This window comes from Variovorax sp. Root318D1, from assembly GCF_001424835.1.
Taxonomy (GTDB): Bacteria; Pseudomonadota; Gammaproteobacteria; order Burkholderiales; family Burkholderiaceae_C; genus Variovorax.
This window is the reverse complement of the sequence record NZ_LMCQ01000023.1, coordinates 284783-310757: the sequence shown is the minus strand read 5'-3', so window position 1 is coordinate 310757 and position 25975 is coordinate 284783. Positions and strand designations below refer to the sequence as shown.

The following is a 25975-nucleotide window of genomic DNA, read 5'->3' as shown; positions in this document are numbered from 1 at the left end:
GCCGTGGATGATAACGTCAGGGCATGAGCGATTCCCTGGTTTCATCACCCTTCGCCGCGCGCCGCGGCTGCCTGCTGGCCGGCGCGGCCGCCCTGCTGGGCCTTGTCGGTTGCGCGGCGGTGCGCTCCACCGAGCGCGCCGAGCCCTATGGCAATCAGGAATGGCTGCAATCCAGCGCCAACCGAATTGCCAACCTGTCCCTGCGCGACAACCTGCAATCGATCCGGCGCGTGCAGACCACGCTGTACCGGCGCAACCCGCGCGAGTGGCGTAAATCCGCAGCCAGCGTCGAAGCCGCCGCCCAGCGCGCCTGGGACGCGGTACTCACAGGCCCCGCCCTGCCCGAGCTGCGCGGCGCCACCGGCATCGATGCCATCCGCGTGGCATTCGACACCGGGCCGCAGGGTTACCAGGGTGACCGCGTCGCGGCGCTGGTTGTCGGCTGGGCCACCATGCTCAAGCAGGCCAATGGCGACACCTGGGACCAGACCATGCTCGACGGGGTCAATGCCGAGAACAGCTACCGCGCGGCGCGCAACTTCGAGATATCGCTGTGGCTGATCTCGTCCAAAACCGGCCCCGACGGCCAACCCCTGCTGCTGGCCACCGAAATCAGCGAACGCGGCCGCAACCTCGTGGCTGACCGCGAACTGTCCAAAGTGGTGGCGCGGCTCGACCTGATGGCCGCCCAGGCGGACGAGAAATACCGGCGCGCCGCCCTCGATTTCGGGCAGAACTGGATCATGGGCGTGGTCATGCCGTTCTTGACGCTGGTCCCCAGATAGACCCAGGGCCCATCCAGGAAACATATTTCCGAAATTGGCCTTTGCGGTAATATCTTTCTGTGACCAAGCAGGAACTCATCACAGCCCTCGCCGCGCGGCGCGATGCCGCGGGCATGACCCATGCGCAAATTGCGCAGCGCTCCGGCCTGACCGAGCGCTCGGTACGCAATGCGCTGAGTCTGAAGGGCAACCCTCAGCTGTCGTCGCTGCTGGCGCTCGTTGATGCGCTCGGGCTGGAGCTGCAACTGGCTCCCAAGGGCTTTGGCCAGAGTGCAAGCACCGATGCTGATTACCACCCGGTAGTCACCCGCGTGGGCCATGCCGTTGCTCAGGCGCCCTCCCCGCCTTACGTCAACAAGCGCCGCTCGCCGTGAACGTCAAGATCCTGGAAATATCGCTCGGCACGCGGCGCTTCGGCAAGCTCTTCCAGTACGCCGACCTGTGCCGCTTCGTGGCGGAGCCAGAACTGGTTGCCGCGCCCCCGGCAGAGGTGCTTTCGCTGTCGATGGTGGCGAGCGATGCCGCCACGCAGTCGGCGCTTTGGGCCGACGTGAAGAATCCGCTGTTCAACGCGCAAGGCGGCCAGCTGCCGCGCTTCTTCCAGAACCTTCTGCCCGAAGGCGTGCTGCGCAGCCATATCGCGCAATTGCGCGGCTGCCGCGAGAGCGACCATTTCGAACTCCTCGCGGCTTGCGGCGGCGACCTGCCCGGTGCGGTGAGCGCAAAGCCCGTCACGGTCGACCGCCCAACGCTGCAGCGGCTCATCACGCAGGACCAGGACGCGCTCGAGATGTCCGTGGTCGAGTTGCCCATGCCGCAAGGCATCTCGGTATCGGGCGTGCAGCCCAAGCTTGGCCTGCGCCGCCAGGGCGGCCGCTACGTGGCGCGCACCCGGGCCGGTGCGAGCACGCGCGTGATCGCCAAGCTACCCGTCGCTGGCCGTCCCCACATGCCGCAGCTGGAGATGCTGTCCCTTCAGCTCGCGGGTGCGGCCGGTGTCGAGGTCTGCCATGCCGAACTGGCACCGCTCTCGGCCATTGCGGCCGAACACAGCTATGCCCTGCCCGACGAGCCCGACTTCCTGGCCGTGACGCGCTTCGACCGCGAAGGCGCGCGCCGCATTCACTTCGAAGATTTTGCGCAGGTGCTCGCGGTCGACCCGATGCACAAGTACAGCGCCAGCTATCTGGACATGGCGCTTGCGATGCAGGCCTTCCCGTCGCTGGGCGAAGAAGGCGTGCTCGAACTCGTGCGGCGCCTGGCGGTGAACGAACTGCTCGGCAACCCCGACGCGCACCTGAAGAATTTCGGCGTGCTCTATCCGGACGGCATCGCGCCGCGGCTGGCGCCGGCCTACGACATCGTGGCGTATGCCGCGCTCCAGGGCGTCGATGGCCACGCTCTTCCTCTCATGCCCGCAGCGCCCGCCGGTGCCGCCACCAAACGCACGGCCCTGTTCACGCCCGCCAACGTGCGCGCGTTCTGCTTCTCGGCGGGGCTGCACGAGCCGTTGGTCCGGCGCGTCATCGCCGACACGGCACGTCTCGCGCGCAGCCGATGGCCGCAGATGATCGAGGCATCGACGCTGCCTGCCGCATGGAAAAAGCGGCTGCAGCAGCGCTTGCAGGCACATCCCTTGCTGCAAGGCATGGCGAGGCGCGGCAAATAGAAGAAAAAGAAAATGCGGCCCCTAGAATGAATCAGCCCTTCACTCCTCAACCCCTTCGAAGCAGCAGCAACTCATGAGCTCCATCAATTTCATCGGCGGCGAAAAAGGCGGGGTCGGCAAGTCGGTCACCGCGCGCGTGCTGGCACAGTATTTCATCGACCACAGCAAGCCCTTCATCGGCTTCGACACCGACCGCTCGCACAGCTCGTTCACGCGCTTCTACGAAGGCTTTGCGTCGCCCATCGTGGTCGACAGCTTCGAGGGGCTCGACACCGTGGTGAACGGCTTTGAAACCAACCCGCAGCAAAGCGTGATCGTCGACCTTGCGGCCCAGACGCTGGCGCCGCTGTCGCGCTGGATCAAGGAATCCGATCTGTTCGACGTGTTCGACGAACTGGGCGTGGCCGTCAACTTCTGGCATGTGCTGGACGACGGCAAGGACTCCACCGACCTGCTCGGCGCGCTGATCGACACCTTCGGCAACCGGCCCAACTACATCGTGGTGCAGAACTACGGCCGCGGCAGCGACTTCGGCATGCTGCTGGCATCGCAGTCGCTCTCCAAGGCGACGGCGAACGGCGCCCGCGTGATCACGCTGCCGCGCCTGCACGAGGCGAGCATGCGCAAGATCGATGCGCAGAACACGAGTTTCTGGAAGGCCGTGAACGACCGCGAAGGGGCCCATGCCCTCGGCCTGCTGGAGCGCCAGCGCGTGAAGTCCTGGCTGGCGACGGGCTACGCGGCTTTCGACACCCTGCCGCTGTAGCCGGTGCCTGGGGGGCGGTGCCCCCGAGGCCTCGCCGGCTCAGCGAGCCGTGCGACGGCGAAAAAGCAGCACCAGCAGCATCGTCGCGAGAACGGCGAAGGCAACGAAAGACCAGTTCGCCAGCGTCAAGCCGAACAGCGACCAGTCGACCTTCGAGCAATCGCCACCACCGCGAAAGATAAGGGGCAGCGCCCGCTTGAGCGGGAAGGTCTCGATCATTCCGTACAGGTCGCGTCCGCACGAGACGACCTCGGGCGGATTCCACTGGAGCCAGCTCTGCGATGCTGCCGTGTAGGCACCGCCAATGGCCGCCAGCAGCGCCAGCCCGCCGCCCGTGGCCTGCAGGCCACGGCTGCGGAATACGCCGGCCAGGCCGGTGAAGAGCGCCACCAGCACCAGTGCATAGCGCTGCACGATGCACATCGGGCACGGCTCCAGGCCAACCACATGCTGCAGATAAAGCCCAAAGGCCAGCATCAGGACGCAGGCAAGGCAGATCAGCCCGTACGCGCGGCGCGGCGCGCCGAAATACCAATCGATCAAGGGGAAACCCAATCTTCTTCTACGAACACTCTGGCCTTGCGCGGCGTGGCGACGACGGTGTCGCCCTCTTGCAAGCCCAGTTCCCGGAACTGTTGCGCAGGGAGTTGCGCCTCGATGATGGTTCCGGAGCCCGGATTATCTGGATTCGTTTCGGTGGGTTCAAGTTCCAGCCGCGCGATCGGGCCGACCACGATGGCCCGCGACAAGGTGGCGACGATGCCGGTCGCCCCGGCGGTGTAGCGCTCCACGGTAAGGTCGTGCGGGCGCACATAGGCCATGGCCTTGGCGTCGCGCGCACCGCTGTGTTCCGGCGAATCGAGGCGCATGCCGTCCAGCTGCACCGCGCCGTTGTCGGCCCGGCCATGGAACAGGTTCACGTCGCCCAAAAAGCCGTAGACGAACGGGCTGGCGGGCTGGTCCCACACTTCTTGCGGGGAACCGACCTGCTCGATCCGGCCCTTGTTGATTACCACCACGCGGTCGGCCACCTCGAGAGCCTCTTCCTGGTCGTGCGTGACGAAGATGGAGGTGACGTGCAGTTCGTCGTGCAGCCGGCGCAGCCAGCGGCGCAGCTCCTTGCGCACCTTGGCGTCGAGCGCGCCGAAGGGCTCGTCGAGCAGCAGCACCTTGGGCTCCACAGCCAGCGCACGCGCCAGCGCGATGCGCTGCCGCTGGCCGCCGGAGAGCTGCGACGGGTAGCGGTCGGCCAGCCAGTCGAGCTGCACCAGCTTGAGCAGATCGGTCACCTTCTGCTTGATCTGCGCGTCGCTCGGGCGCTCCTTGCGCGGCTTGACGCGCAGCCCGAAGGCCACGTTCTCGAACACCGTCATGTGGCGGAACAGCGCGTAGTGCTGGAAAACGAAACCCACCTGGCGTTCGCGCACGTGGACGTCGGTAGTGTCTTCGCCCGAAAAAAGGATGCTGCCGGTGTCGGCCGTTTCCAGCCCCGCGATGATGCGCAGCAGCGTGGTCTTGCCGCAGCCCGAGGGGCCGAGCAGCGCGACGAGCTCGCCCGACTCGACGTCGAGGTTCACGTTGTTCAACGCCCGGAAGTCGCCGAACTGCTTGCTGATGTTGCGGATTTCGATGCTCATGGAATCTCTTCCTCTGCCTTCTTCTGATTACTCCCTCTCCCCTTGGGGAGAGGGTCGGGGTGAGGGATCTCCCCTCACCGCTGGACTGTTCAAGCCGTCGTCGGCCGCTCGGGCGGCAGCTCGGCAATGGCTTTCATTTCACGTTCGTGGCGCCATTCGATGACCGACTTGATCACCAGCGTGACCAGCGCCAGGATGGCCAGCAGCGATGCCACGGCAAAGGCCGCCACCGACTGGTATTCGTTGTAGAGCACTTCCACATGCAGCGGCATGGTGTTGGTCTGGCCGCGAATGTGGCCCGACACCACCGACACCGCGCCGAACTCGCCCATGGCGCGCGCATTGCAAAGAATCACGCCGTACAGCAGCCCCCACTTGATGTTGGGCAGCGTGACGCGCCAGAAGGTCTGCCAACCAGTTGCGCCCAGCACGATGGCGGCCTGCTCCTCGTCGGTGCCCTGCGCCTGCATCAGCGGAATGAGTTCGCGCGCGATGAACGGGAAGGTCACGAACACGGTGGCCAGCACAATGCCGGGCACGGCGAAGATGATCTTGATGTCGTGCTCGGCAAGCCACGGGCCGAACCAGCCCTGCGCACCAAACACCAACACGTAGATCAGGCCCGCCACCACCGGCGACACCGCGAACGGCAGGTCGACCAGCGTGGTCAGAAAGGCCTTGCCGCGGAACTCGAACTTGGCGATGGCCCAGGCCGCGGCAACGCCGAACACGAGGTTCAGCGGCACCGAAATGGCGGCCGTGATCAGCGTGAGGCGGATCGCGCTCCAGGCGTCGGGCTCCTTCAGCGCTTCGAGGTAGGCGCCGACGCCCTTGCGCAAGGCCTCGGTCGCCACGGCCGCGAGGGGCAGCACCAGAAACAGGAACATGAACGCGAGCGCAATGGCGATCAGCAGCCAGCGCACCCACACCGATTCGGTCGTGCCGGCCTGCGCGCGGCGGATGATTTTGGAAGGGGCACTCATGTCATGCTCCCGCGCGGCGGCGCTGCCAGGCTTGCAGGCCGTTGATGACGAGCAACAGGATGAACGAAATCACCAGCATCACGAGCGCGACTGCGGTGGCGCCGGCAAAGTCGTATTGCTCCAGCTTGCCGATGATGATGAGTGGCGTGATCTCCGAAATCATCGGCATGTTGCCGGCGATGAAGATCACCGAGCCGTACTCGCCAATGGCCCGCGCGAAAGCCATCGCAAAACCCGTGAGCAAGGCCGGCGCGATCGACGGGAAGATCACCTTCGTGAAGGTCTGAAGGCGCGTCGCACCCAGCGAGGTGGCGGCTTCTTCAAGCTCCTTTTCGGCGTCCTCGAGCACCGGCTGCACCGTGCGAACCACGAAGGGCAGCCCGATGAAGATCAGCGCAATCACGATGCCGGCCGGCGTGAACGCCAGCTTGATGCCATGCGGCTCGAGCAGCTGGCCGATCCAGCCGTTGCCCGCGAGCAGCGCGGTCAGCGAGATGCCGGCCACCGCCGTGGGCAGCGCGAACGGCAGGTCGACCAGGGCATCGACGATGCGCTTGCCCGGAAACTTGTAGCGCACCAGAACCCAGGCCACGAGCAGGCCGAATACGGCATTCACCAGCGCCGCGATCAGCGAGGCGCCGAAGGTCAGCCGGTACGAGGCCATCACGCGAGGCGAGGTCACGGCGACCCAGAATTGCTCCCAGCTGAGCGTGAAGGTCTTGAAGACCAGCGCCGACAGAGGGATCAGCACGATCAGGCAGAGATAGAAAATCGAAAAGCCGAGCGTGATGTGAAAGCCCGGCAGCACCCGCCTGGCGCCCCCCGCTCGATTCACACGCGAAAGCGGCGCTCCCGCCGACGGGAGCGCCGAAGAAACAGCGCCGCTCATTTACTTGCCGCCAGGCGTGTAGAGCTTGTCGAACTGGCCGCCGTCGTTGAAGTGCACCTTTTGTGCATCGCCGAGGCTGCCGAAGAGCTCCTGCACCGTGAACAGTTGCAGCGGCTTGAACGTGGCGGCATGCTTTTTGAGCACGGCCGGCGAGCGCGGACGCAGCGCATGCTTGGCCGCGATTTCCTGCGCTTCTTCGGAATAGAGCCAGTCGAGGTACGCCTTGGCAAGTTCGCCCGTGCCCTTCTTCTTGGTCGTACGCTCGACCAAGGCCACGGGGTTCTCGGCCACGATGCTGATTGACGGGTACACGGAGTCCACCTTGCCCGAGCCAAACTCGCGGTCGATCGACACCACTTCAGATTCGAAGGTGATCAGCGCATCGCCGATGTTGCGTTGCAGGAAGGCGGTGGTCGCATCGCGGCCGCCGCGCGCCAGCACCGGCACGTTCTTGAACAGCTTGCCGACGAATTCGGCCGCTTGCGCGTCGGTGCCGCCCTTCTTCTTCACGTAGCCCCAGGCCGCAAGGTAGGCGTAGCGCCCGTTGCCACCGGTCTTGGGATTGACGATCACGACCTGCACGCCCGGCTTGACCAGGTCTTCCCAGTCCTTGATGCCCTTGGGGTTGCCGTTGCGCACCAGGAACAACATGGTCGAGGTGGTCGGCGATGCGTTCTCGGGGAGCTGCTTGTTCCAGTCCTTCGCGACAACGCCCGTGTTGGCCAGAAAGTCGATGTCGGTCGAGGTGTTCATGGTCACCACGTCGGCATCGAGGCCGTCGGCCACGGCACGTGCCTGGGCGCTGGAGCCGCCATGCGACTGATCGATCTTCACGTCCTTGCCGGTGGTCTTCTTGTAATGGGCCACGAACGCTGCGTTGTAGTCCTTGTAGAACTCGCGCGCCACGTCGTACGAGGCGTTCAGCAGCGTGCTGCTCTGTGCGAAAGCGCTGCTGCCTGCGAATGCGGAAGACGCCAACGCGAGCACGGCGACGAAGGTCTTGAGTCTGGAAGTCATGAGGTTGCCAAGGTTTCTGAAAATTCACGGCCCGCCGGCCAGGCGGCGGGCTCGTCGGTCAAGGACTGGAGCAAGGCCAAGCCTAGCGGCCAGTCCCCATGCCCCGAATCGATGTTGATATGGCCCGCATTCTGCATGCGGACAAACTCACTGCCCCAGGCCCGGGAATATGCGCCGGCCAGGCGGACCGGGCAATACGGGTCGTTGCTGCTCGCCACCACGATGCTGCGGTAGGGCAAGGCCGCATACGGCACGGGTGCGAAGTCGGACAACACCGCGCGGCGCTCGGGGTCGGCCGGCGCCACCAGGAGGGCCCCGCGGATGCGTGCGGCAGCCTCTGGCGGCAGGTGGGCCGTGGCAATGCAGCCCAGGCTGTGGGCGGCAATCACCACCGGGCCGGGGCTCTCGAGCACCAGCCGGGCCAGTGTGGGCACCCAGGCCTCGCGCTTGGGCGAAGCCCAGTCGTCCTGCACCACCCGCGCCGCGCCCGGAATGCGCTCTTCCCACAGGCTCTGCCAGTGGCCGGGCCCGGAGTCGCGCCAGCCGGGCACGATGATCACGGAAGTCTGCATTGCGCCGCTGCCCTGCCCGCTTACTTGTTGGGCTGCGGCGTGATGCGCAGATACGGCTTCACGGCCTTGAAGCCCTTGGGGAAGCGCTCGGCGAGTTCGGCCGGGTCCTGGATGCTCGGAATGATGACCACGTCGTCGCCGTCCTTCCAGTTCACCGGCGTGGCGACCTTGTGGCTGTCAGTGAGCTGCAGCGAATCGATCACGCGCAGGATTTCGTCGAAGTTGCGGCCGGTGGATGCCGGGTAGGTGATGGTTGTACGGATCACCTTCTTCGGATCGATGATGAACACGCTGCGCACCGTGGCCGTGGCCGAGGCGTTCGGGTGGATCAGGTCGTACAGGTCGGCCACCTTGCGGTCGTGGTCCGCAATGATCGGGAAGTTCACGGTGGTGTTCTGCGTCTCGTTGATGTCGCCGATCCATTCCTTGTGCTTGGTGGCCGGATCGACGCTCAGCGCGATGGGCTTCACGCCGCGCTTGGCAAATTCGCCCGACAGCGCCGCGGTCTTGCCGAGTTCGGTTGTGCACACGGGCGTGAAATCGGCCGGGTGCGAGAAGAACACGACCCACGAATCGCCGGCCCACTGGTAGAAATCAAGGGGGCCTTCGCTGGAATCCTGGGTGAAATTGGGGGCTGTGTCGCCGAGTCGCAGGGTCGCCATGGTCGCTCCTTGAAATGGATGGGACCTGGGATTGTGCGAAGGGCTGCTTCAATGCCAAACGAATATCTACTTGTTTGGTTATGGCGTTTTTCGCATAAGGACTGCCGCCCCGCATTATTTGGCCGAAGCTAATACATGCCCGATTCGCTTCCGTGCAGGTGCTCGGCCAGGAAATCGATCAAACGCCGCACCGCCGGAACCAAGGCCCGCCGCGCCGGAAAAACCATGTGGGCAATGACCGGCGCCGGCCCCCAGTCGGGCAGCACCCTTGCGAGCCGGCCGGCTTCCACGTCCTGGCGGCACATGTAGCCGGGAAGCAGGGTTGCGCCCGCGCCCTCGAGCGCGGCCAGCTGCAGCGTCGCCAGATCGTCCGCCACGTAGCGCGGCGCGTGCACGTGCACGTGGATCTCGCCGTTGGGACCTTCGAGCCGCCACTCGCTGCGCCCCTCGTTGTTGGCCGACATGGCGGCCGTCTGCAGCCGCGCAAGGTCGGCGGGCGTGTCGACCGGCCCCTGGCGCGCGAGCAAGTCCGGCCTCATCACCAGCACGGCGCGGCTCGTCCCCAGAACCTTGGCAACCAGCGTTGTGCTGTCCTCGATGGTCGGACGCACGCGCAGGGCGATGTCGATTCCCTCTTCGATGAGGTCGACCGGCCTGTTCATGACCCGAAGGTCGACACGAACGGCGGGGTAGCGCTCCATGAACTGGGGCAGCAGCCGGCCCAGTCCGCTGTGCGCAATTGAAATGGGGCAGCTCAGCCGCACGGTGCCGCTGGGCTCCGTCTGCACTTGTGCGACCGCTTCGGCCGCCGCCTGTGCCGCATCGCGCATGGCGGCCGAATGGCGCAGGTAGATCTCGCCGGCGGGCGTGAGCGACAGGCGCCGCGTGCTGCGCTGCATCAGCTGCACGCCGAGCCGCTCCTCCAGATCCGCCACGCGCCGAGAGAGGCGTGATTTGGGAATTCCGAGCGCACGGCTGGCAGCGGCAAAACCGCCACGCTCTGCCACTTCGGCGAAGAAAACCATGTCGTTCAGGTCTTGCATGGCGCCTATTGTCCTGCAAATGGAACGATGAAGCGATATTTTGCCTACTTATCAATCACTCGCATCAAAAATAGAATTCTCACATCGCCGGCCACTTTTGAGCGCCGACCCATCAAACGAAAGTGATTGACCATGAAGCTGCTCCACATCGACTCCAGCATCCTGAATGCCCATTCAACCTCGCGCCTCCTGACGGCAGAGATCGTGGCGGCCTGGAAAGCCGCACATCCCGATACCGCCGTCGAGTACCTCGACCTCGCGACCGACGCCCCGTCGCACTTCGGCCCTGATGCCCTCGGCATCAAAACCGGCGCGCAGGCGGAGCCGACCGAAGCCCAGCAGCGCGAAAACGCCCTCTCCGAAAAGCTCGTGAGCCAGTTCCTCGCCTCCGATGTCATCGTCGTGGGCGCACCGCTGTACAACTTTTCGGTGCCGACCCAGCTCAAGGCCTGGATTGACCGCCTCGCGCAAGTCGGACGCACATTCAAGTACACCGAGAAGGGCCCTGTCGGCCTCGCCGGCGGCAAGACCGTGATCGTGGCATCCACGCGCGGCGGCATCTACTCGACCACCGAAGGTGGCCAGGCCGCGGAACACCAGGAGAGCTACCTGAAGGTGGTGTTCGGCTTCTTCGGCATCACCGACGTGCGCTTCGTGCGCGCCGAAGGCCTCGCCATGGGTGACGCACCCAAGGCCGCCGCGGTGGCCGGGGCGCGTGCCGAGATCCTGGTGGCAACGGCCGAAGCCGCCAACCAGAGGGACGTGGCCCAGGCTGCCTGAGGCTGGGTTTTCGCGCGAATGAAAGCCGCCCTCGGGGCGGCTTTTTCACGTCAGGCAGTGCCGATGGCAGGTTCCGTCAGGCCGCCGAATGGCGTTTGATCCACGCGACGTACTTGTCCATCCATCCTTGCAAAAACTTCTTCGTGCCTTCGTTGCCGATGTGGCCGCGATCGTCGAAAAAGCCTTCCTTGAATTGCAGGAAAATTTCAGGCGAACCCATCGTGGGAACGTCCAGGTAGGACAGCACATTGCGCAGATGCTGCTGCGCCATCGCGGTGCCGGTGGCGCCCACCGAAATGCCCACGACCGCCGCGGGTTTGCCTGCCCAGGCGCTTTGTCCGTAGGGGCGCGAAGCGTGGTCGATGGCGTTCTTCATCAGGCCGGGAATCGAGCGGTTGTATTCGGGCGTGACGAACAACAAACCCTGGGCCGCGGCAATTTCGGTCTTGAGCCGTTTCACCGAGGATGCCTGGTTGCCGTCGTCGTCCTGCTTGTACAGCGGCAGATCGTCGATGCGCAGATGTTCGAATGTGAAGTCCGAAGGCGCCAGGTGTGCCAGCGCGAGGGCCAGCTTCTGGTTGTATGAATCCTTGCGAAGGCTGCCAACGATCACGGCAATTCGGGTCTGGCTCATGAATGAAGCTCCTTGAGTGATTAAGTGAACGACGGGGTGGCGACCGGGGAATCCGCGCCGCCGCCATTGCGGCCGATGTCGTGGTGGCAACGCTGCGCGCATCGCGCTCAGCTTGGGTGGCGTAGGACGTGAGCCGCCCTACTCTGACTTGAGGATCGTCTCGCCCTTCAATGCACCCATGTCGCGGATGTTGAAGCGGTGCCGCTTCCACCCCTCCCACGTGCGGCGCATGTGGGTGATCGAGATGAAGTAGTAAAGAAACTTGAACATGCCGAGCGCGCGCCACATCGGCGTGCCGCGGTAGATGTCGCCCGCGAGCAGCGACATCAAGGCTTCCTTCACGCGGAACGGATTGCCTGGGTGCATGAACATGTCGCGGATCGTCGGGTTGGTCACGCGGTAAATGAACCACGAATATTCTCGCGGTCCCTTGCGCATCATGGCTTCGAAGTTCTCCCGCACGGACGCCAATTCGGCCGGCTTGTCCAGCGCCGTGGCCACCAGCTGGGCGCCGTCGAAGGCGCTGTGCATGGCAAGGTACACGCCCGACGAGAACATCGGGTCGATGAAGGTGAACGCGTCGCCCAGCATCAGGTAGCGGTCGCCCGTCGCATGGGTGCTTGAATACGAGAAGTTGCCCGTGGCGTGCACGGCGTCGTCGACCAGCGTGGCGTTCCTGAGCCTCTCCACCAGCACCGGGCACAGCGCGATGGTGTCGTAGAAAAAGTCTTTGAGCGGTTTGTCGCGCGTCTTCAGGTAATAGGGCCAGCAGACTGCGCCCACGCTGGTGGTGCCGTCGGCCAGCGGAATGAACCAGAACCACCCGTGCGGGAACCAGCAGATGCTGATGTTGCCCTCCTTCTTGCCTTCGAGCCGCTCGGCGTTGGTGAAGTGGCCGAACAGCGCGGTGCTGTTGTGGTCGGGGTTCTTTTCCTTGCAGCGGAATTTGTTGGCCAGCAGCGTGTCGCGCCCCGTGGCATCCACCACGAAGCGGGCGCGCCAGTTGCGCTTGGCGCCGTCGTCCATCTCGCCCTGCACCGTGGCACCGTCGGCATCGAAGGCCACGTCGCGCACCTTGCAGCCCTCGATCGTCTGCGCGCCGCGCGTGGCGGCGTTGCGGAACAGCAGCTCGTCGAGCTCCGAGCGGCGTACCTGCCAGGCGGAGTCGAGCGACTTGTCCCAGCCCTCGGCAAAGTCCACGTAGCTGCGGTGCTCATGCTCCGGCGAGACGAACTCGATGCCGAACTTGGGCATGCCGATCTTCTCGACCTGGTCGCGCACGCCCAGCTTGTCGAAAAGCTCCACGTTGGCCGGCAGCAGCGATTCGCCGATGTGAAAACGCGGGTGGTGCGCTTTTTCGAGCAGCACCACCTTGCGGCCCTGCTGCGCGAGCAGCGCCGAAATCGTGGCACCCGCAGGGCCGCCGCCGATCACGAGCACATCGCAGGACTCGTCGGCGGGCATGGAAGAAGCGGAGGAAGTGGCTTGAGGCAAGGACATGCGGATGCAAGCAACATTGTTAACAATGGTGAAGCATAGCGTGGCCGACGATGCCCCGGCCTTTGGCTCCCCTTATGGCGCGTGGCCCTTCGGTGCGTTCTGCAGGCTGGCTTGCGTCACGCTGGCGCCCGGCTTCACGTCCTCGGTGATCCACACGTTGCCGCCGATGACCGCGCCCTTCCCCAGCGTCACGCGCCCGAGGATGGTGGCGCCTGCGTAGATCACCACGTCGTCCTCCACCACCGGATGCCGCGGCAGACCCTTCTGCAGATTGCCCTCGGCATCGGTGGGAAAGCGCTTGGCGCCCAGCGTCACGGCCTGGTACAGGCGCACGCGCTTGCCGATGACCGCGGTTTCGCCAATCACCACGCCCGTGCCGTGATCCATGAAAAAGCCCGCGTCGATCTGCGCGCCAGGATGGATGTCGATGCCGGTCTGCCCATGCGCCAGCTCGGCCACGATGCGCGCCAAGAGCGGCAGGCCGAGCTCGTAGAGCCGGTGGGCAAAGCGGTGGTGGATCATCGCGAGCACGCCGGGGTAGCACAGCAGCACCTCGTCGACGCTGCGCGCGGCCGGATCCCCTTGGTAGGCCGCAAGCACGTCGCTGTCCAGCAGGCGGCGCAGGCCCGGCAACGCATTTGCGAACTCGCGAACCGCCTCAGTCGCCGCTTGGTCGATCTCGCTCGGAGAACGCGGCTGGTGCCGCGCATTGAAGTTCAGCTCCAGCCGCGCCTGCACCACCAGGGACTCCAAGGCGGTGTTCAGGGTATGCCCGACGTAGAAGTCTTCGCTCTCGTGGTGCAGCTCGGGCGGTCCCAGTCGCATCGGAAAAAGCGCACCCTTGAGCAGTTCCACGATCTGCGCAAGCGCATCGCGCGAAGGAAATTCGCGTGCGCCGGGCTCGCGCGAACGGCGCTGCGAATCGCGCCACTCGTTGCGCGCGTCATGCAGTGCGCGGACGATGTCGTTCACTTCAAAGTTGACCATGGTGTTCTCTCCGGGCGTTGCTACCGACACTGTAGAAGCCCGCGAGCCATGTGCCAAGAACGGAAAACCCGACTGCGAAATCGAAAAAAACCCGGCACCACGACGGTGCCGGGTTGTTCGCGAGGCAGAGGGTCCGTCAGAGCTTCGCGATCGAAACCTCCGTCGACTTGACGAGCGCGACCACATCGGAGCCCACCTTGAGCTGCAGTTCGTCGACCGAACGGGTGGTGATGACCGAGGTCACGATGCCCCAGGCGGTTTCGACATCGACTTCGGAGACGACGTCGCCGCGGATGATCTCGCGGACCTTGCCCTTGAACTGGTTGCGGACGTTGATGGCTTGAATGGACATGATGTTTCTCTTTCGGGTTGAAGGATGGTTCGAATGGAAGTGAAGGGAAATGGAAGCGGCGCAGGTCACCCGGCCGCCGCGGCCAGCGCCTGGTCGAGATCGGCAATCAGGTCGTCGATGTGCTCGATGCCGACCGACAGGCGCACGGTGTCTTCCGTGACACCGGCCCGTGCCAGCTCTTCCGGCGAGAGCTGCCGGTGCGTGGTCGAGGCCGGGTGCGTGGCCAGCGACCGCACGTCGCCAATGTTCACGAGCCGCGTGAAGAGCTTCAGCGCGTCGAGGAACTTCGCCCCGCCTTCGCGGCCGCTCCCGATGCCGAAAGTCAGCACGCCGCTGGACTTGCCGCCGAAGTACTTCTTCGCAAGCGCATGGTCGGGATGGTCTTCGAGCGCCGCATAGTTGACCCAGTTCACGGCCTTGTGCGTCTTCAGGTGCTGTGCCACCGACAGCGCATTGCTGCTGATGCGGTCCATGCGCAGCGCCAGCGTCTCGATGCCCTGCAGGATCAGGAAGGCGTTGAACGGCGAGATGGCCGCACCCGTGTTGCGCAGCGGCACCACGCGCGCACGGCCGATGTAGGCGGCCGGGCCCAGAGCCTCCGTGTAGACCACCCCGTGGTAGCTCACGTCGGGTTCGTTCAGGCGCCTGAAGCGCTCTTTGTGCTCGGCCCACGGAAACTTGCCCGAATCGACGATGGCGCCGCCAATGCTGGTGCCATGGCCGCCCAGGTACTTGGTGAGCGAGTGCACCACGATGTCGGCGCCATGCTCGATGGGCCGGCTCAGGTAGGGCGAAGGCACGGTGTTGTCCACGATCAGCGGCACGCCGTGGCGGTGCGCAATCTCGGCGATGGCCGCGATATCGGTCACGTTGCCGGCCGGGTTGCCAAGCGATTCGACGAACACCGCCTTGGTCTTCTCGTCGAAGAGCTTCTCGAAGCTCCCGGGATCGCGATGGTCCGCAAAGCGCGTGGTAATGCCGAACTGCGGCAGCGTGTGCGCAAACAGGTTGTAGGTGCCGCCATACAGCGCGGTGCTGCTGACGATGTTGTCGCCTGCCTCTGCAATGGTCTGGATCGCATAGGTCACGGCCGCCTGGCCCGAGGCCAGCGCCAGCGCCGCAATGCCGCCCTCGAGCGCGGCCACGCGCTGCTCGAGCACGTCCTGCGTCGGGTTGTTGATCCGGGTGTAGATGTTGCCCGGCACCTTCAGGTCGAACAGGTCGGCGCCGTGCTGGGCGCTGTCGAAGGCATAGGCCACCGTTTGATAGATGGGCGGCGCCACGGCGCGCGTGGTCGGTTCGGGCGAGTAGCCGGCGTGTACCGACAAGGTTTCGAATTTCCAGTTCTGCGACATGCAACTGCCTTTCCGTTTTTGTGGATGAACGCGTTCAGATCGCCCAGCGCAGCGTATGCGCGGACGGTTGCAGCCAGCTTGCATCCGTCTCGGCGGGCTCTGCCTCTCCGGCCTTCTGCAGCACGCGGTCGAGAATGCGTTTCTCGATGGCCGCAAAGGCCGGATCGCCCTGCGAGCGAGGCCTGGCGAGCGCGATGTTTTCGTCGAGCGCAATGCGGCCGTCCTCGATCAGGATCACGCGGTCGGCCAGCGCCACGGCTTCCTGCACGTCGTGCGTCACCAGCAGCGCGGTGAAGCGGTGGCGCAGCCAGAGGTTTTCGATGAGCCGATGCATCTCGATGCGGGTCAGCGCGTCGAGTGCGCCCAGCGGCTCGTCGAGCAGCAGCAGGCGCGGGTGATGCACCAATGCCCGTGCGAGCGACACCCGCTGGCGCTGCCCGCCCGACAGGCGCGCCGGCCATTCGTTCTCGCGGTCGGCCAAGCCCACCTGCGCGAGCACTTCCTTGCCGCGCGCCTTGGCGTCGCCGGGCAAACCGAGCGTCACGTTGTCGAGCACGCGGCGCCAGGGCAAGAGGCGCGCTTCCTGGAACATGATCCGGGTGTCGTCATGCAGGCCGTCGATCGCCTTGCCGTCGGTGTAGAGGCCGCCGGAGGTGGCCTTCTCGAGTCCGGCGATGAGCCGCAGCAGCGTGCTCTTGCCGCAGCCGCTGCGCCCGACGATGGCAATGAACTGCCCCGGCTCGATGCCGAGCTGCGTGTTGCGCAGCACCTCGCGCTCGCCATAGCGCTTGTGCAGCCCGCGGGCTTCGAGGCGAACGCCGCCGGCAATCGCGGGTTGCTGGATGTCTTTCAGAACGGCACTCATGATGATTTAAGGCTCGGTTGGAAAAGCGCCACGTCGAGCGCGTTGATCTTTCTGGGCAACAGTTTTTCCGCGAAGAAGGCATCGGCGATGCGCTGTTGTTCGGCGAGTGCTTCGGCGAGAACCGGGCGTACCGCATAGCTGCGGCGCGCATTGGCCTGTTCGATCGTCGCGGCGTCCAGTCCCCACACTGGCGACAGCAACGCAGCCGCTTCCTTGGGGTTCTGCTTGACCCATCTGCCGGTTTTCTCGAGTTCGCCGTACACCACGCGCAGCACGTCCGGCCGTGCTTTCGCGAACCGGGTGCCGGCAAGGTAGTAGCGCTGGTACGAGGCAATGCCCGTGCCGTCGGCCAGCACGCGCACCTTCGCCTGGCGTTGCGCCGCGGCAAGGAACGGGTCCCACACCACCCAGGCGTCGATGGCGCCGCGCTCGAAGGCGGCGCGGCCGTCGGCCGGTGTCAGGTAGGCAGGCTCGATGTCCTTGAAGGACAAGCCGGATTTCTCCAGCGCGGCAATCAGCAGGTAGTGCGCGCCGGCCGCCTTGGCGAAACCGACCTTCTTTCCCTTCAGGTCGGCAACCGACTTGAGCGGTGAGTCTTCGCGCACGAGGATGGCTTGCGCGGCGGGGGAAGGCGCTTCCTGTGCGACAAAGGTCAGGTCGGCCCCGGCGGCCTGTGCGAATACCGGCACGGTGTCGGCCACGTCGGCGCTGATGTCCAGGTTGTCGAGGTTCAGCGCCTCCAGCAGCGGCAGCCCGCTGGTGAACTCATGCCAGCTCAGCGTGGTGTTGAGCGGGGCCAGCTGCTTCTCGAGCGTGCCCTGCACCTTGAGCACCGCGATCAGCGTCGAGGACTTCTGGTAGCCGAGCCGCACGGTAGCGGGCCGCGCCGTCGCGCCTTGTGCCAGCACCGCTCCGGCACCCAATGCACCCAAGGTTCCGATGGCCGTGCGGCGTGTGATCAAAGAGGTAGTCATGCGCCCTGCCCTCACTTCGGCTTCTTCTGGTAGCCCGGATGCCAACGCAGCCACCACTGCTCCAGCCCGCGCGCAAACAGGTCGGCCAGCTTGCCGAGCAGCGCATACAACAGGATGCCCACCAGCACGATGTCGGTCTGCAGGAACTCGCGGGCGTTCATCGTGAGGTAGCCGATGCCGGCCTGCGCCGAGATGGTTTCGGCCACGATCAGGATCACCCACATCAGCCCGAGCGAGAAGCGCAGGCCCACCAGGATGGACGACAGCGCGCCCGGCAGGATCACCTCGCGGTACAGCTGCCAGCGCGAGAGGCCATAGGTGCGGCCCATCTCGATCAGCTGCGGATCGACGTTGCGGATGCCGTGAAAGGTGTTGAGGTAGATCGGAAAGAACACCGACACCGAGATCAGAAACAGCTTGGCCGACTCGTCGATGCCGAACCACAGGATGACGAGCGGGATGAGCGCCAGCGCGGGAATGTTGCGCACCATCTGGATGGTCGAGTCGAGCAGCGTCTCGAAGAACTTCACCGACCCTGTCAAAAGGCCCAGCACCAGCCCCGTTCCGCCGCCGATGGCGAGGCCCGCGAGCGCACGGCCCGCGCTCACCTTGACGTGCGTCCAGAGCTCGCCCGACAGCGCTAGCCCCCAAGCCGCCTTGACCACGTCGACCGGCGCCGGCAGCACCCGCGTGGAGAGCCAGCCCAGCGATGAGGCGATCTGCCAGAAGACGATCAGCCCCACCGGCACGAGCCACGGCACCAGCCGGCCCGCCACGTTGGCGCCGAAGGCCTGGAGCGCCCGGCCGGCGTTTTGTTCTGAAGGCGCGACCGCCGGCAGTTCTTGCACTTGTTCCGTCATGTGAGTCCTCAGCTTTGGGAAACGAGGCGCGAAGGCGCATCGAGATTGGCGACCACTTCGCCGAACGGTCCGCTGAGCGAGCCGCCTGCGAGCCGTGTCTGCGCCTTGCGCGAGAGCAGCGGAAACACCAGCTCGGCGAATCGGTAGGCCTCTTCGAGATGCGGGTAGCCCGAGAGAATGAATTTGTCGAGGCCGAGCGCCGCGTATTCCTCGATGCGCGCCGCCACGGTCTTGGGGTCGCCCACCAGCGCGGTGCCTGCGCCGCCGCGCACAAGGCCCACGCCGGCCCACAGGTTGGGCGAAATCTCCAGGTCGACACGCGAGCGCTTGGCCCCGCCCGCATGCAGCGCGGCCATGCGGCGCTGTCCTTCGGAGTCCATGCGCGCAAAGGCGGCCTGGGCGCGGATGACGGTGTCGTCATCGACGCGGCTGATCAGTTCTTCGGCGGCCTTCCAGGCAGCGTCTTCGGTCTCGCGAACAATCACGTGCAGCCGAATGCCGAACTCGACCTTGCGGCCTTTGCGCGCCGCGCGGTTGCGCACGTCGGCGATCTTCCGGGCCACCTCGGCAGGCGGCTCTCCCCAAGTGAGGTAGGCATCGACCTGCTCGGCCGCGAGCTCGTGCGCGGCGGCCGACGAGCCGCCGAACCACACCGGCGGATAAGGAGCCTGCACCGGCGGATAGAGCAGCTTGGCGCCCTTGACGCTCAGGTGGCGGCCTTCGTAATCGAAGCCCAGGCCCTCATGGCTGCGCGCAAGAATCTCGCGCCAGATGCGAATGAACTCGGCCGACTGCTCGTAGCGCGCCGCATGGTCCAGGTACACGCCGTCGCCTTCGAGCTCGGCCTGGTCGCCGCCTGTCACCAGATTCACCAGCAGTCGGCCGCCAGAGAGCCTGTCGAAGGTAGCGGCCATGCGCGCAGCCAGGCTGGGCTGGTGCAGCCCCGGCCGCACTGCAACCAGGAACTTGAGCTTCTTGGTTGCGCCAATCAGGCTCGAGGCGATCACCCACGGGTCTTCGCAGGAGCGGCCGGTGGGAATGAGCACGCCTTCGTAGCCGAGGTTGTCAGCCGCGCCTGCGATCTGCTGCAGGTAGGCCAGGTCGACGGGCCGCGCGCCCTCGCTCGTGCCGAGGTAGCGGCTGTCGCCGTGGGTGGGGAGAAACCAAAATATCTGCATGTCGTCTTCCGTCGGTTCGGGCCTACGCCCTTCAGATAGCGAAGAAAAATCCGCGCACGCGGGGCAGCGCAAAGCGCAGGCGGGGAAAGCCGGCACGCGTGCGCCGTTGCTGTCCGGAAATGCCCCAGGCGCGCGTGGTCGTGGCAACCACGCGTGCGGCGCGGTCTTGCAGCGGCGGCATCACGCAGTCCCCGCAGCGGCGGCCTCGAGCACGCTGATCTTTCGGGGGATCAGCTTCAGTTCGAAAAAGGTGTCGGCGATCTTTTGCTGCTCGGCGAGCACGGCCTTGCTGATGGGGCTGGTGCCATAGGCCGCGCGCGCCACGGTCAATTCGGCCACCGGCTGGGGCAGGCCCCACAGCGCGGCAAACTCGGCGGCCAGCTCGTTCTTGTGGGCAGTGCCCCAGACGTCGACCTTGTTGATTTCCTCGATCGCAATGGCCAGCACGTCGGCGTTCTTGGCCACGTAGCCGAGCGACGAGAAGTAATAGCCGCGGTTGCCCACCACGCCGGTCGCATCGGCCAGGATGCGGGCCTCCAGCAACTTCTCGGCGGCGGCAAGGAACGGATCCCAGATCACCCATGCGTCGACCGAGCCCTTCTCGAAAGCGGCACGCGCATCGGCCGGCGGCAGGTAGACGAGGTTCAGGTCGCTGTATGCGAGACCGTGCTTCTCGGCCAGCTTGACGATGAAGTAATGGACGTTCGAGCCCTTGTTGAGGGCGATCTTCTTTCCCTTCAGGTCGGCCACGGTCCTGATGGCGGAGCCCTTGGGCACCAGCACGGCTTCCGACTGTGGCCGCGGCAGCGTGGTTGCCACGTAAGCCAGCGGCGCCCCTGCGGCCTGCGCAAAGATGGGCGGCGCTTCGCCCACGTCGCCGAAGTCGATCGAGCCGACGTTCAGCGCTTCGAGCTGCACCGGGCCGGCCGTGAACTCGGTCCACTTCACCGACACGCCGAGTGGCGCCAAGCGCTTCTCGAGCGTGCCGCGGCCCTTGAGAATGCTGAGTGCCCCCTTCTGGTGGCCGATGCGCAGCTGGCGCCCCTGCGCCTGGGCCAGCGCCGCGAACGAAGGCAGCGCCAGCGCGGCGGCAGTGCCCTGCAACAGGCGGCGGCGCGGAATGGAAATCGAAGTCATGAAGGTGTGTCCTTTCAGGCCGAGATAAAGCCGACGATGAGCGCAATGGCGGTCACCACGATCGTGCTGATGGCAAGGTCTCGCAGCGCGCGCCAGATGGAGCGAGGCGGCGTGTCGAGCGCGGAGTCTTCGGTGGCTACGGGGTTCATGTGTGGATTCCTTTGGGCAAAGCTGTCCCCTTGCCGCGCACGGGCGACTTCAAAAAAAGGGGGACGGAAAATAGGCTGACCGAACGCAGGTTCGGTGAAGACCCGCTAGACGCTACATCGCACCCGGGAAAATGGGACTGGCTCGAAGCCGTGCGTCGCGGGCAGCTTCAGCCCTTCGGTCGCGAGCACCTCGACGGCCTCGTTAAGTCGCTCGGCCAGGTCGGCATGCACCTGGTAGGCGTTCTCGGGCGTCAGCGTGATCTGCGAATCGGTCGCGTAGACGCCCGGCAGGATGTGGCGCGCCGAGAGCGCATGCAGCACCGGCCGCAACGCGTAGTCGAGCGCGAGCATGTGGTGCGGGCTGCCGCCGGTGGCCAGCGGCAGCACCGTCTTGCCCTTCAGCGCGTTCTGCGCCAGCAGGTCGAGAAAAACCTTCAGCACCCCGCTGTAAGCCGCCTTGTAGACCGGCGTGGCCACCACGACGACGCGTGCATGCGCCACCTGCGCAATGGCGCGTTCGATCGACGGATGGTTCCAGTCGGCCAAGAGCAGCGCCTCTGCCGGCAGATCGCGGATCGCGAGCCGCTCGATCTGCGCATTGCGGCCTGCCAGGCGCTCGGCCACGGCCTCGAGCAAGGCAGTGGATCGCGAGGGTGCCGAAGGGCTGCCGGCAATCAAGAGAACGGACACAGATGGCTTTCGTTGTTGTTGGTGGTGATAACGCGAGAAGCTTCGACGCGAGCGGCGGCCTGCCCGCCCCGGCAGGGGCTGGACACAGCAACCTCGAAAGTGCGCGAAGCTTTGGCCGCGCTACTTCGTGTAGATCTGGTCGAACGAGCCGCCGTCCGCGAAGTGCGCTTTGTCGGCCTTCGCCCAGCCACCGAAAGCCTGGTCGATGGTCACCAGCGTCAGCTTGGGAAACTGCTTGTCGTACTTGGCCTTGGCCTTTTCCGATGTCGGGCGGTAGAAGTTGCGGCCCGCAATGTCCTGGCCTTCATCGGAATACAGGTACTTGAGGTATTCCTCGGCCACGGCACGGGTGCCCTTCTTGTCGACCACCTTGTCGACCACCGCCACCGTGGGCTCGGCCAGGATGGAAATGGACGGCACCACGATCTCGAACTTCTCGGCGCCGAATTCCTTCAGGGCCAGGAAGGCTTCGTTCTCCCAGGCCAGCAGCACGTCGCCCACGCCGCGCTGCACGAAGGTGATGGTGGCGCCGCGCGCGCCGGTGTCCAGCACAGGCACGTTCTTGAACAGGCTGCCGATGTATTCCTTGGCCCTGGCGTCGCTGCCGTACTTGCGCTTGGCGAACTCCCAGGCGGCCAGGTAGTTCCAGCGGGCGCCACCCGAGGTCTTGGGGTTGGGCGTGATCACCTGCACGCCGGGCTTGATGAGGTCGTCCCAGTCCTTCAGGCCCTTGGGGTTGCCCTTTTTCACCAGGAACACGATGGTCGAGGTGTACGGCGCAGAGTTCTGCGGCAGGCGCTTCTGCCAATCGGCCTTGACCACGCCGCCGTGCTTGACCAGCGCGTCGATGTCGCCGCCCAGCGCCAGCGTGGCCACGTCGGCATCGATGCCGTCGATGATCGACCGGGCCTGCTTGCCCGAACCGCCGTGCGACTGCTTGATGCTCACGTCCTGGCCGGTCTTGGCCTTCCAGTATTTGGCGAACGCGCGGTTGTAGTCGACGTAGAGCTCCCGCGTCGGGTCGTAAGACACGTTGAGCAGCGTCACGGGGGCGCCGCCCTGCGCAAACGACGGCAATGCCGTCAGGGCCATGGCACCGGCCACGCCGGCCCCCAGGGAAAGCTTGATAAAGTCGCGGCGAAGGCTCATGGTGTCTGGCTCAAAAAGGCATATCGATGAAGCCACGTATTCTGAATACGACATATAGAAACTGGAACAACCGAGTTCTCAGTTCTAAATAGCAAAATCAACTAAGCAACCGCTTTCCCCACCAGAGGCATCAAAAATGGCACGCATGGTTCAGTGCATCAAGCTCGGCAAAGAGGCCGAAGGGCTCGACTTCCCGCCCTATCCCGGGGAACTGGGCAAGCGCCTGTGGGAGAACGTCAGCAAGGAAGCCTGGGCCGCCTGGCTCAAGCAGCAAACGATGTTGGTGAACGAAAACCGGCTGAATCTGGCCGACCTGCGCGCCCGCCAGTATCTGGCCCGCCAGATGGAAAAGCACTTCTTCGGCGAAGGCGCCGACGTTGCCCAGGGCTACGTTCCCCCCTCGAACTGAGCCCGTCTTGGCCGCCGAGCCCGTCGCCTGGCGCGCCGACGGCGTGCCGTACAGCGAGCGCTTCGACGACATCTACCACACCGAAACTGGGGCGCTGGCGCAGTCGCGCCACGTGTTCTTGCGTGGCTGCGGCCTTCCTGAAGCCTGGGCTGGACGACCGCAATGGCGGATTCTCGAAACCGGATTCGGGCTTGGACTCAATTTTCTGACAAGCTGGCAGGCTTGGCGTGCGGACGTCAACCGGCCGAGGCTGCTGCATTTCGTCTCGGTCGAAGCGTATCCGGTCGGTGCCGAAGACCTGCTGCGTGCTGCGGAGGCTTATCCCGAGTTGGCGCCGCTGGCCAAGGAACTGACCGCCCAGTGGCAGGGGCTGCTGCCGGGATTTCACCGGTTGGCCTTCGACCAGGGCCAGGTCTTGCTCACGCTGTGCATCGGCGACGTGCAGGCCATGCTGCGCGCGCAGCGCTTCGAGGCCGACAGCATCTTTCTCGACGGCTTCAGCCCGCAGCAGAACCCCGCCATGTGGTCGCCCGACACGCTCAAGGCCGTGTCGCGCTTTGCACGCCAGGGCACGGGCCTCGCCACATGGACCTATGCACGTCCGGTGCGCGACGTGCTCTCGCAGAACGGTTTCCAGCTTGAAAGGCGCGAGGGCCTGCCGCCCAAACGCGACTGCCTCGCCGGCGTGTTCGCACCCGCTTGGACCGTGCGCCGCCGCGGCCCCGCACCCGAACGCGTCGATGTCGCCGGGCGCTGCGCCGTCATCGGTGCCGGACTGGCCGGCGCCGCCGTGGCTTCGAGCCTGGCCCGGCGCGGCTGGAAGGTGACGGTGCTCGATGCGGCCGATCACCCGGCCGCCGGCGCTTCGGGGTTGCCGGTTGGCGTGATGGCGCCGCATGTTTCGCCGGACGACGCCCTGCTGTCGCGGCTCACGCGCGCCGGCATTCGGGCCACGTGGCTCGAACTGGAACGCCTGCTGGAGCAGGGCCGCGACTGGCGTGCTGGCGGCGTGCTGGAGCGCCGGCCCGAGGGCGACACGCGGGTGCCCGCCGGATGGAGCGACAGCGGCCCCAATGAGTCGTGGCCCGCAAGCACGGCGCAATTGGCGCAGACGGGGCTGCCTGCCAATACGCCCGCGCTCTGGCACGCACGTGCGGGCTGGGTGCGTCCTTCGCGTTTGATCGAGGCGTGGATGCGCGAGCCGGGCGTCGAGTTTCGCGGCAATGCCGCGGTTGCGCGCGTTTCACACCGCGCGGCGGTATGGCAGCTGTTCGGCGAGGACGGCCGGTTGCTGGACGAAGCCGACCGCATCGTCGTTGCGGCTGGCTACCAATCGGGCCGCTTCGCTCCCCTGCTTCCGCTGCAGCCGGTGCGGGGCCAAGTCGCGTGGGGCCGCATGACGGACGACCTTGCAGTGCCCGCTACGCCGCTCAACGGCGACGGCCACCTGATCGCCTACGTGCCCGAAGGCGAAGGCGCCCTGCTCTGGCTCGCCGGCGCCACCTTCGACCGGGACAGCACCGATCTCGAACCGAACGGTGCCGACGCCGCTGCAAACCGCGAGCGCCTGAAGCAGCTGCACCCCGCCGCGGCCGCTGCATTGGCTACGAGTTTCGATCGCGGCGAGGTCAACGCCTGGGTCGGCGTGCGCTGCGCCTCTGGCGACCGCCGTCCGCTGGTCGGTCCGCTGGGCGAGGACGGCCTTTGGGCATGCACCGCCCTGGGCTCGCGCGGCCTCAGCTTCGCGGCCCTGTGCGGGGAGCTCCTGGCGGCGCAATGGCACGGCGAACCGCTGCCGCTGCCAGCCAACCTGGCGAAGGCGCTGGGCACCCAGCGCACAGAGGTTTAAGCGCACATTTCCCGGCAATCGGCGGCATCTGACCGCCCTCAGCAACCGCGGCGCACGCCAACACGTGAGAATGCTCCGCATGGCCATCCAATACGACATCACGCACACCACCGTCTACCGCTACAAGAAACCGGTGACCTTCGGGCTGCACCGCGTCATGTTCCGGCCGCGCGACAGCCATGACCTGCGGGTGCTGGCCACCGACCTGCAGGTGAGCCCGCAGTCGTTCACGCGGCTGATCCAGGACCCGCATTCGAACTCGGTCGCGCTGGTGCAGCCCATGGGCGAAGCCACGGAGCTGCGCATCGTGTGCTCCTTCACCATCGAGCACGTGCCGGCGCAGCAGGACCAGCTCGCGCTCGATCCGGCGGCCGAGTTCCTGCCCTTTGCCTATACGGTGCAAGAGCGCCTCGACCTGGAGCATTACCTGCGGCCGCACCACGACGACGATGCGGGTGGAACCCTGATCCGCTGGGCGCACCAGTTCCTGCACACCGACCAGCCCAACAGCACGCGCGAAGTGCTCGCGCGCATGAACGCGCACATCGGCCAGAGTCTCGAATACAAGGCGCGCGACGAAGAAGGCACGCAGACGCCGCTGCAGACACTGGCGCTCGGCAGCGGGAGCTGCCGCGACTACGCGCTCCTGATGATGGAGGCCGCGCGGCGCCTGGGCATCGCGACGCGGTTCGTCTCGGGCTACCTCTACGACGCCGCACTCGACCGCGCGGCCCAGGCGCCCGGCGAATCGATGACCGGCGCCGGCACCACGCACGCCTGGCTGCAGGCCTATCTTCCAGGCATCGGCTGGCTCGCCTTCGATCCCACCAACAACCTCATGGGCAGCGGGCAGCTGATCCGCGTCGGCGTCACGCGCGACCCGGCGCAGGCCGCTCCCATCTCCGGCAGTTGGTATGGCGATGCCGAGGCCTACGACGGCCTCGACGCGACCGTGGTGGTGACGCGGCGCAAGGAAGGCTGAAACCCTCCCGCGCGGGTGTCGCGCAGGAGATAGCAGCTACGGGAAAGCCCGGACCGGCGCGCCCGGCAACGCCCCTACGCTGCCCCGCCGGTTCAGCGAAAT

30 protein-coding genes are annotated in these 25975 nt (G+C 65.8%); 8 read left to right on the top strand and 22 right to left on the bottom strand.

What is annotated here, in order from left to right; all coding sequences use genetic code 11:
- Positions 1-23: 23 nt before the first annotated feature.
- The 4 genes from ASC78_RS22355 (at position 24) to ASC78_RS22340 (ending at position 3220) form a co-directional block, all read left to right on the top strand.
- The gene (locus ASC78_RS22355) at positions 24-785 is read left to right on the top strand and encodes a hypothetical protein (RefSeq protein ID WP_055806437.1); all 762 of its coding nucleotides are present in this window, start codon (positions 24-26) and stop codon (positions 783-785) included.
- Between the two features lie 59 nt (positions 786-844).
- Positions 845-1159: a helix-turn-helix domain-containing protein gene (locus ASC78_RS22350; RefSeq protein ID WP_055806434.1), complete on the top strand. Its 315-nt coding sequence runs from the start codon at positions 845-847 to the stop codon at positions 1157-1159.
- The gene (locus tag ASC78_RS22345) at positions 1156-2454 is read left to right on the top strand and encodes a type II toxin-antitoxin system HipA family toxin (RefSeq protein WP_055806431.1); all 1299 of its coding nucleotides are present in this window, start codon (positions 1156-1158) and stop codon (positions 2452-2454) included. The genes ASC78_RS22350 and ASC78_RS22345 overlap by 4 nt, the downstream gene beginning before the upstream one ends.
- Before the next feature lie 73 nt (positions 2455-2527).
- The gene (locus ASC78_RS22340) at positions 2528-3220 is read left to right on the top strand and encodes a hypothetical protein (RefSeq protein WP_055806429.1); all 693 of its coding nucleotides are present in this window, start codon (positions 2528-2530) and stop codon (positions 3218-3220) included.
- Between the two features lie 39 nt (positions 3221-3259).
- On the opposite strand, the gene ASC78_RS22335 is transcribed toward ASC78_RS22340, so the two are convergent.
- The 8 genes from ASC78_RS22335 to ASC78_RS22300 form a co-directional block, all read right to left on the bottom strand.
- Positions 3260-3763: a disulfide bond formation protein B gene (locus ASC78_RS22335; RefSeq protein WP_055806426.1), complete on the bottom strand. Its 504-nt coding sequence runs from the start codon at positions 3761-3763 to the stop codon at positions 3260-3262.
- Positions 3760-4857: a sulfate/molybdate ABC transporter ATP-binding protein gene (locus ASC78_RS22330; protein ID WP_055806422.1), complete on the bottom strand. Its 1098-nt coding sequence runs from the start codon at positions 4855-4857 to the stop codon at positions 3760-3762. Before ASC78_RS22330 ends, ASC78_RS22335 begins: the two co-directional genes overlap by 4 nt.
- An 89-nt stretch (positions 4858-4946) precedes the next feature.
- Complete coding sequence (cysW, locus tag ASC78_RS22325; protein WP_055806419.1) at positions 4947-5840, bottom strand: sulfate ABC transporter permease subunit CysW; 894 nt, start codon at positions 5838-5840, stop codon at positions 4947-4949.
- A 1-nt stretch (position 5841) separates the two neighbouring features.
- Positions 5842-6729, bottom strand: coding sequence for a sulfate ABC transporter permease subunit CysT (gene cysT, locus ASC78_RS22320; RefSeq protein WP_055806415.1), 888 nt, complete (start codon positions 6727-6729; stop codon positions 5842-5844).
- A complete protein-coding gene (locus ASC78_RS22315) occupies positions 6730-7746 on the bottom strand; it encodes a sulfate ABC transporter substrate-binding protein (protein WP_055806412.1) in 1017 nt (338 codons plus the stop codon).
- Entirely contained in the window at positions 7743-8318 is a 576-nt protein-coding gene (locus ASC78_RS22310) for an RBBP9/YdeN family alpha/beta hydrolase (RefSeq protein ID WP_055806409.1), read from the bottom strand. The genes ASC78_RS22315 and ASC78_RS22310 overlap by 4 nt, the downstream gene beginning before the upstream one ends.
- Before the next feature lie 20 nt (positions 8319-8338).
- On the bottom strand, positions 8339-8980 hold the full coding sequence (locus ASC78_RS22305) for a peroxiredoxin (RefSeq protein WP_055806406.1): 642 nt from the start codon (positions 8978-8980) through the stop codon (positions 8339-8341).
- Between the two features lie 128 nt (positions 8981-9108).
- On the bottom strand, positions 9109-10023 hold the full coding sequence (locus tag ASC78_RS22300; RefSeq protein ID WP_055806403.1) for a LysR family transcriptional regulator: 915 nt from the start codon (positions 10021-10023) through the stop codon (positions 9109-9111).
- Positions 10024-10155: 132 nt separating this feature from the next.
- Between ASC78_RS22300 and ASC78_RS22295 the strand changes: the two genes are divergently transcribed.
- The gene (locus tag ASC78_RS22295) at positions 10156-10803 is read left to right on the top strand and encodes an FMN-dependent NADH-azoreductase (RefSeq protein ID WP_055806401.1); all 648 of its coding nucleotides are present in this window, start codon (positions 10156-10158) and stop codon (positions 10801-10803) included.
- A gap of 76 nt (positions 10804-10879) precedes the next feature.
- On the opposite strand, the gene ASC78_RS22290 is transcribed toward ASC78_RS22295, so the two are convergent.
- From ASC78_RS22290 to ASC78_RS22235, 14 genes are all read right to left on the bottom strand, one after another.
- On the bottom strand, positions 10880-11437 hold the full coding sequence (locus ASC78_RS22290) for an NADPH-dependent FMN reductase (protein WP_055806397.1): 558 nt from the start codon (positions 11435-11437) through the stop codon (positions 10880-10882).
- Positions 11438-11575: 138 nt separating this feature from the next.
- A complete protein-coding gene (locus ASC78_RS22285; RefSeq protein ID WP_055806394.1) occupies positions 11576-12937 on the bottom strand; it encodes an NAD(P)/FAD-dependent oxidoreductase in 1362 nt (453 codons plus the stop codon).
- Between the two features lie 72 nt (positions 12938-13009).
- Entirely contained in the window at positions 13010-13924 is a 915-nt protein-coding gene (epsC, locus tag ASC78_RS22280) for a serine O-acetyltransferase EpsC (RefSeq protein ID WP_055806391.1), read from the bottom strand.
- A 136-nt stretch (positions 13925-14060) separates the two neighbouring features.
- Positions 14061-14276: a TOBE domain-containing protein gene (locus tag ASC78_RS22275; protein ID WP_007829250.1), complete on the bottom strand. Its 216-nt coding sequence runs from the start codon at positions 14274-14276 to the stop codon at positions 14061-14063.
- A gap of 65 nt (positions 14277-14341) precedes the next feature.
- Complete coding sequence (locus ASC78_RS22270) at positions 14342-15631, bottom strand: O-acetylhomoserine aminocarboxypropyltransferase/cysteine synthase family protein (RefSeq protein WP_055806390.1); 1290 nt, start codon at positions 15629-15631, stop codon at positions 14342-14344.
- A gap of 34 nt (positions 15632-15665) precedes the next feature.
- Positions 15666-16496: an ATP-binding cassette domain-containing protein gene (locus ASC78_RS22265; RefSeq protein ID WP_055806387.1), complete on the bottom strand. Its 831-nt coding sequence runs from the start codon at positions 16494-16496 to the stop codon at positions 15666-15668.
- A complete protein-coding gene (locus ASC78_RS22260; protein ID WP_055806385.1) occupies positions 16493-17470 on the bottom strand; it encodes an aliphatic sulfonate ABC transporter substrate-binding protein in 978 nt (325 codons plus the stop codon). The genes ASC78_RS22265 and ASC78_RS22260 overlap by 4 nt, the downstream gene beginning before the upstream one ends.
- A gap of 11 nt (positions 17471-17481) precedes the next feature.
- The gene (gene ssuC, locus ASC78_RS22255; protein ID WP_055806381.1) at positions 17482-18330 is read right to left on the bottom strand and encodes an aliphatic sulfonate ABC transporter permease SsuC; all 849 of its coding nucleotides are present in this window, start codon (positions 18328-18330) and stop codon (positions 17482-17484) included.
- An 8-nt stretch (positions 18331-18338) separates the two neighbouring features.
- Positions 18339-19508, bottom strand: coding sequence for an FMNH2-dependent alkanesulfonate monooxygenase (ssuD, locus tag ASC78_RS22250; RefSeq protein ID WP_055806378.1), 1170 nt, complete (start codon positions 19506-19508; stop codon positions 18339-18341).
- A 31-nt stretch (positions 19509-19539) separates the two neighbouring features.
- Complete coding sequence (locus ASC78_RS27770) at positions 19540-19689, bottom strand: hypothetical protein (protein ID WP_200934349.1); 150 nt, start codon at positions 19687-19689, stop codon at positions 19540-19542.
- Positions 19689-20645, bottom strand: coding sequence for a sulfonate ABC transporter substrate-binding protein (locus tag ASC78_RS22245; protein ID WP_055806374.1), 957 nt, complete (start codon positions 20643-20645; stop codon positions 19689-19691). The genes ASC78_RS27770 and ASC78_RS22245 overlap by 1 nt, the downstream gene beginning before the upstream one ends.
- Before the next feature lie 14 nt (positions 20646-20659).
- Positions 20660-20794 carry a hypothetical protein gene (locus ASC78_RS28250; protein ID WP_268810396.1) on the bottom strand — a complete coding sequence of 45 codons (135 nt, stop codon included), beginning with the start codon at positions 20792-20794 and terminating at the stop codon, positions 20660-20662.
- 105 nt (positions 20795-20899) lie between these two features.
- Complete coding sequence (gene ssuE / locus ASC78_RS22240; protein WP_055806371.1) at positions 20900-21484, bottom strand: NADPH-dependent FMN reductase; 585 nt, start codon at positions 21482-21484, stop codon at positions 20900-20902.
- A 120-nt stretch (positions 21485-21604) separates the two neighbouring features.
- The gene (locus ASC78_RS22235; RefSeq protein ID WP_055806368.1) at positions 21605-22633 is read right to left on the bottom strand and encodes a sulfate ABC transporter substrate-binding protein; all 1029 of its coding nucleotides are present in this window, start codon (positions 22631-22633) and stop codon (positions 21605-21607) included.
- A gap of 136 nt (positions 22634-22769) precedes the next feature.
- On the opposite strand from ASC78_RS22235, the gene ASC78_RS22230 reads away from it, so the two are divergent.
- The 3 genes from ASC78_RS22230 (at position 22770) to ASC78_RS22220 (ending at position 25873) form a co-directional block, all read left to right on the top strand.
- On the top strand, positions 22770-23042 hold the full coding sequence (locus ASC78_RS22230) for an oxidative damage protection protein (protein ID WP_012748083.1): 273 nt from the start codon (positions 22770-22772) through the stop codon (positions 23040-23042).
- Positions 23043-23049: 7 nt separating this feature from the next.
- Positions 23050-24891: an FAD-dependent 5-carboxymethylaminomethyl-2-thiouridine(34) oxidoreductase MnmC gene (gene mnmC / locus ASC78_RS22225; RefSeq protein WP_055806365.1), complete on the top strand. Its 1842-nt coding sequence runs from the start codon at positions 23050-23052 to the stop codon at positions 24889-24891.
- A 79-nt stretch (positions 24892-24970) separates the two neighbouring features.
- Positions 24971-25873, top strand: a complete 903-nt coding sequence (locus ASC78_RS22220) for a transglutaminase-like domain-containing protein (protein ID WP_235505173.1) — start codon at positions 24971-24973, stop codon at positions 25871-25873.
- Positions 25874-25975: the final 102 nt, after the last annotated feature.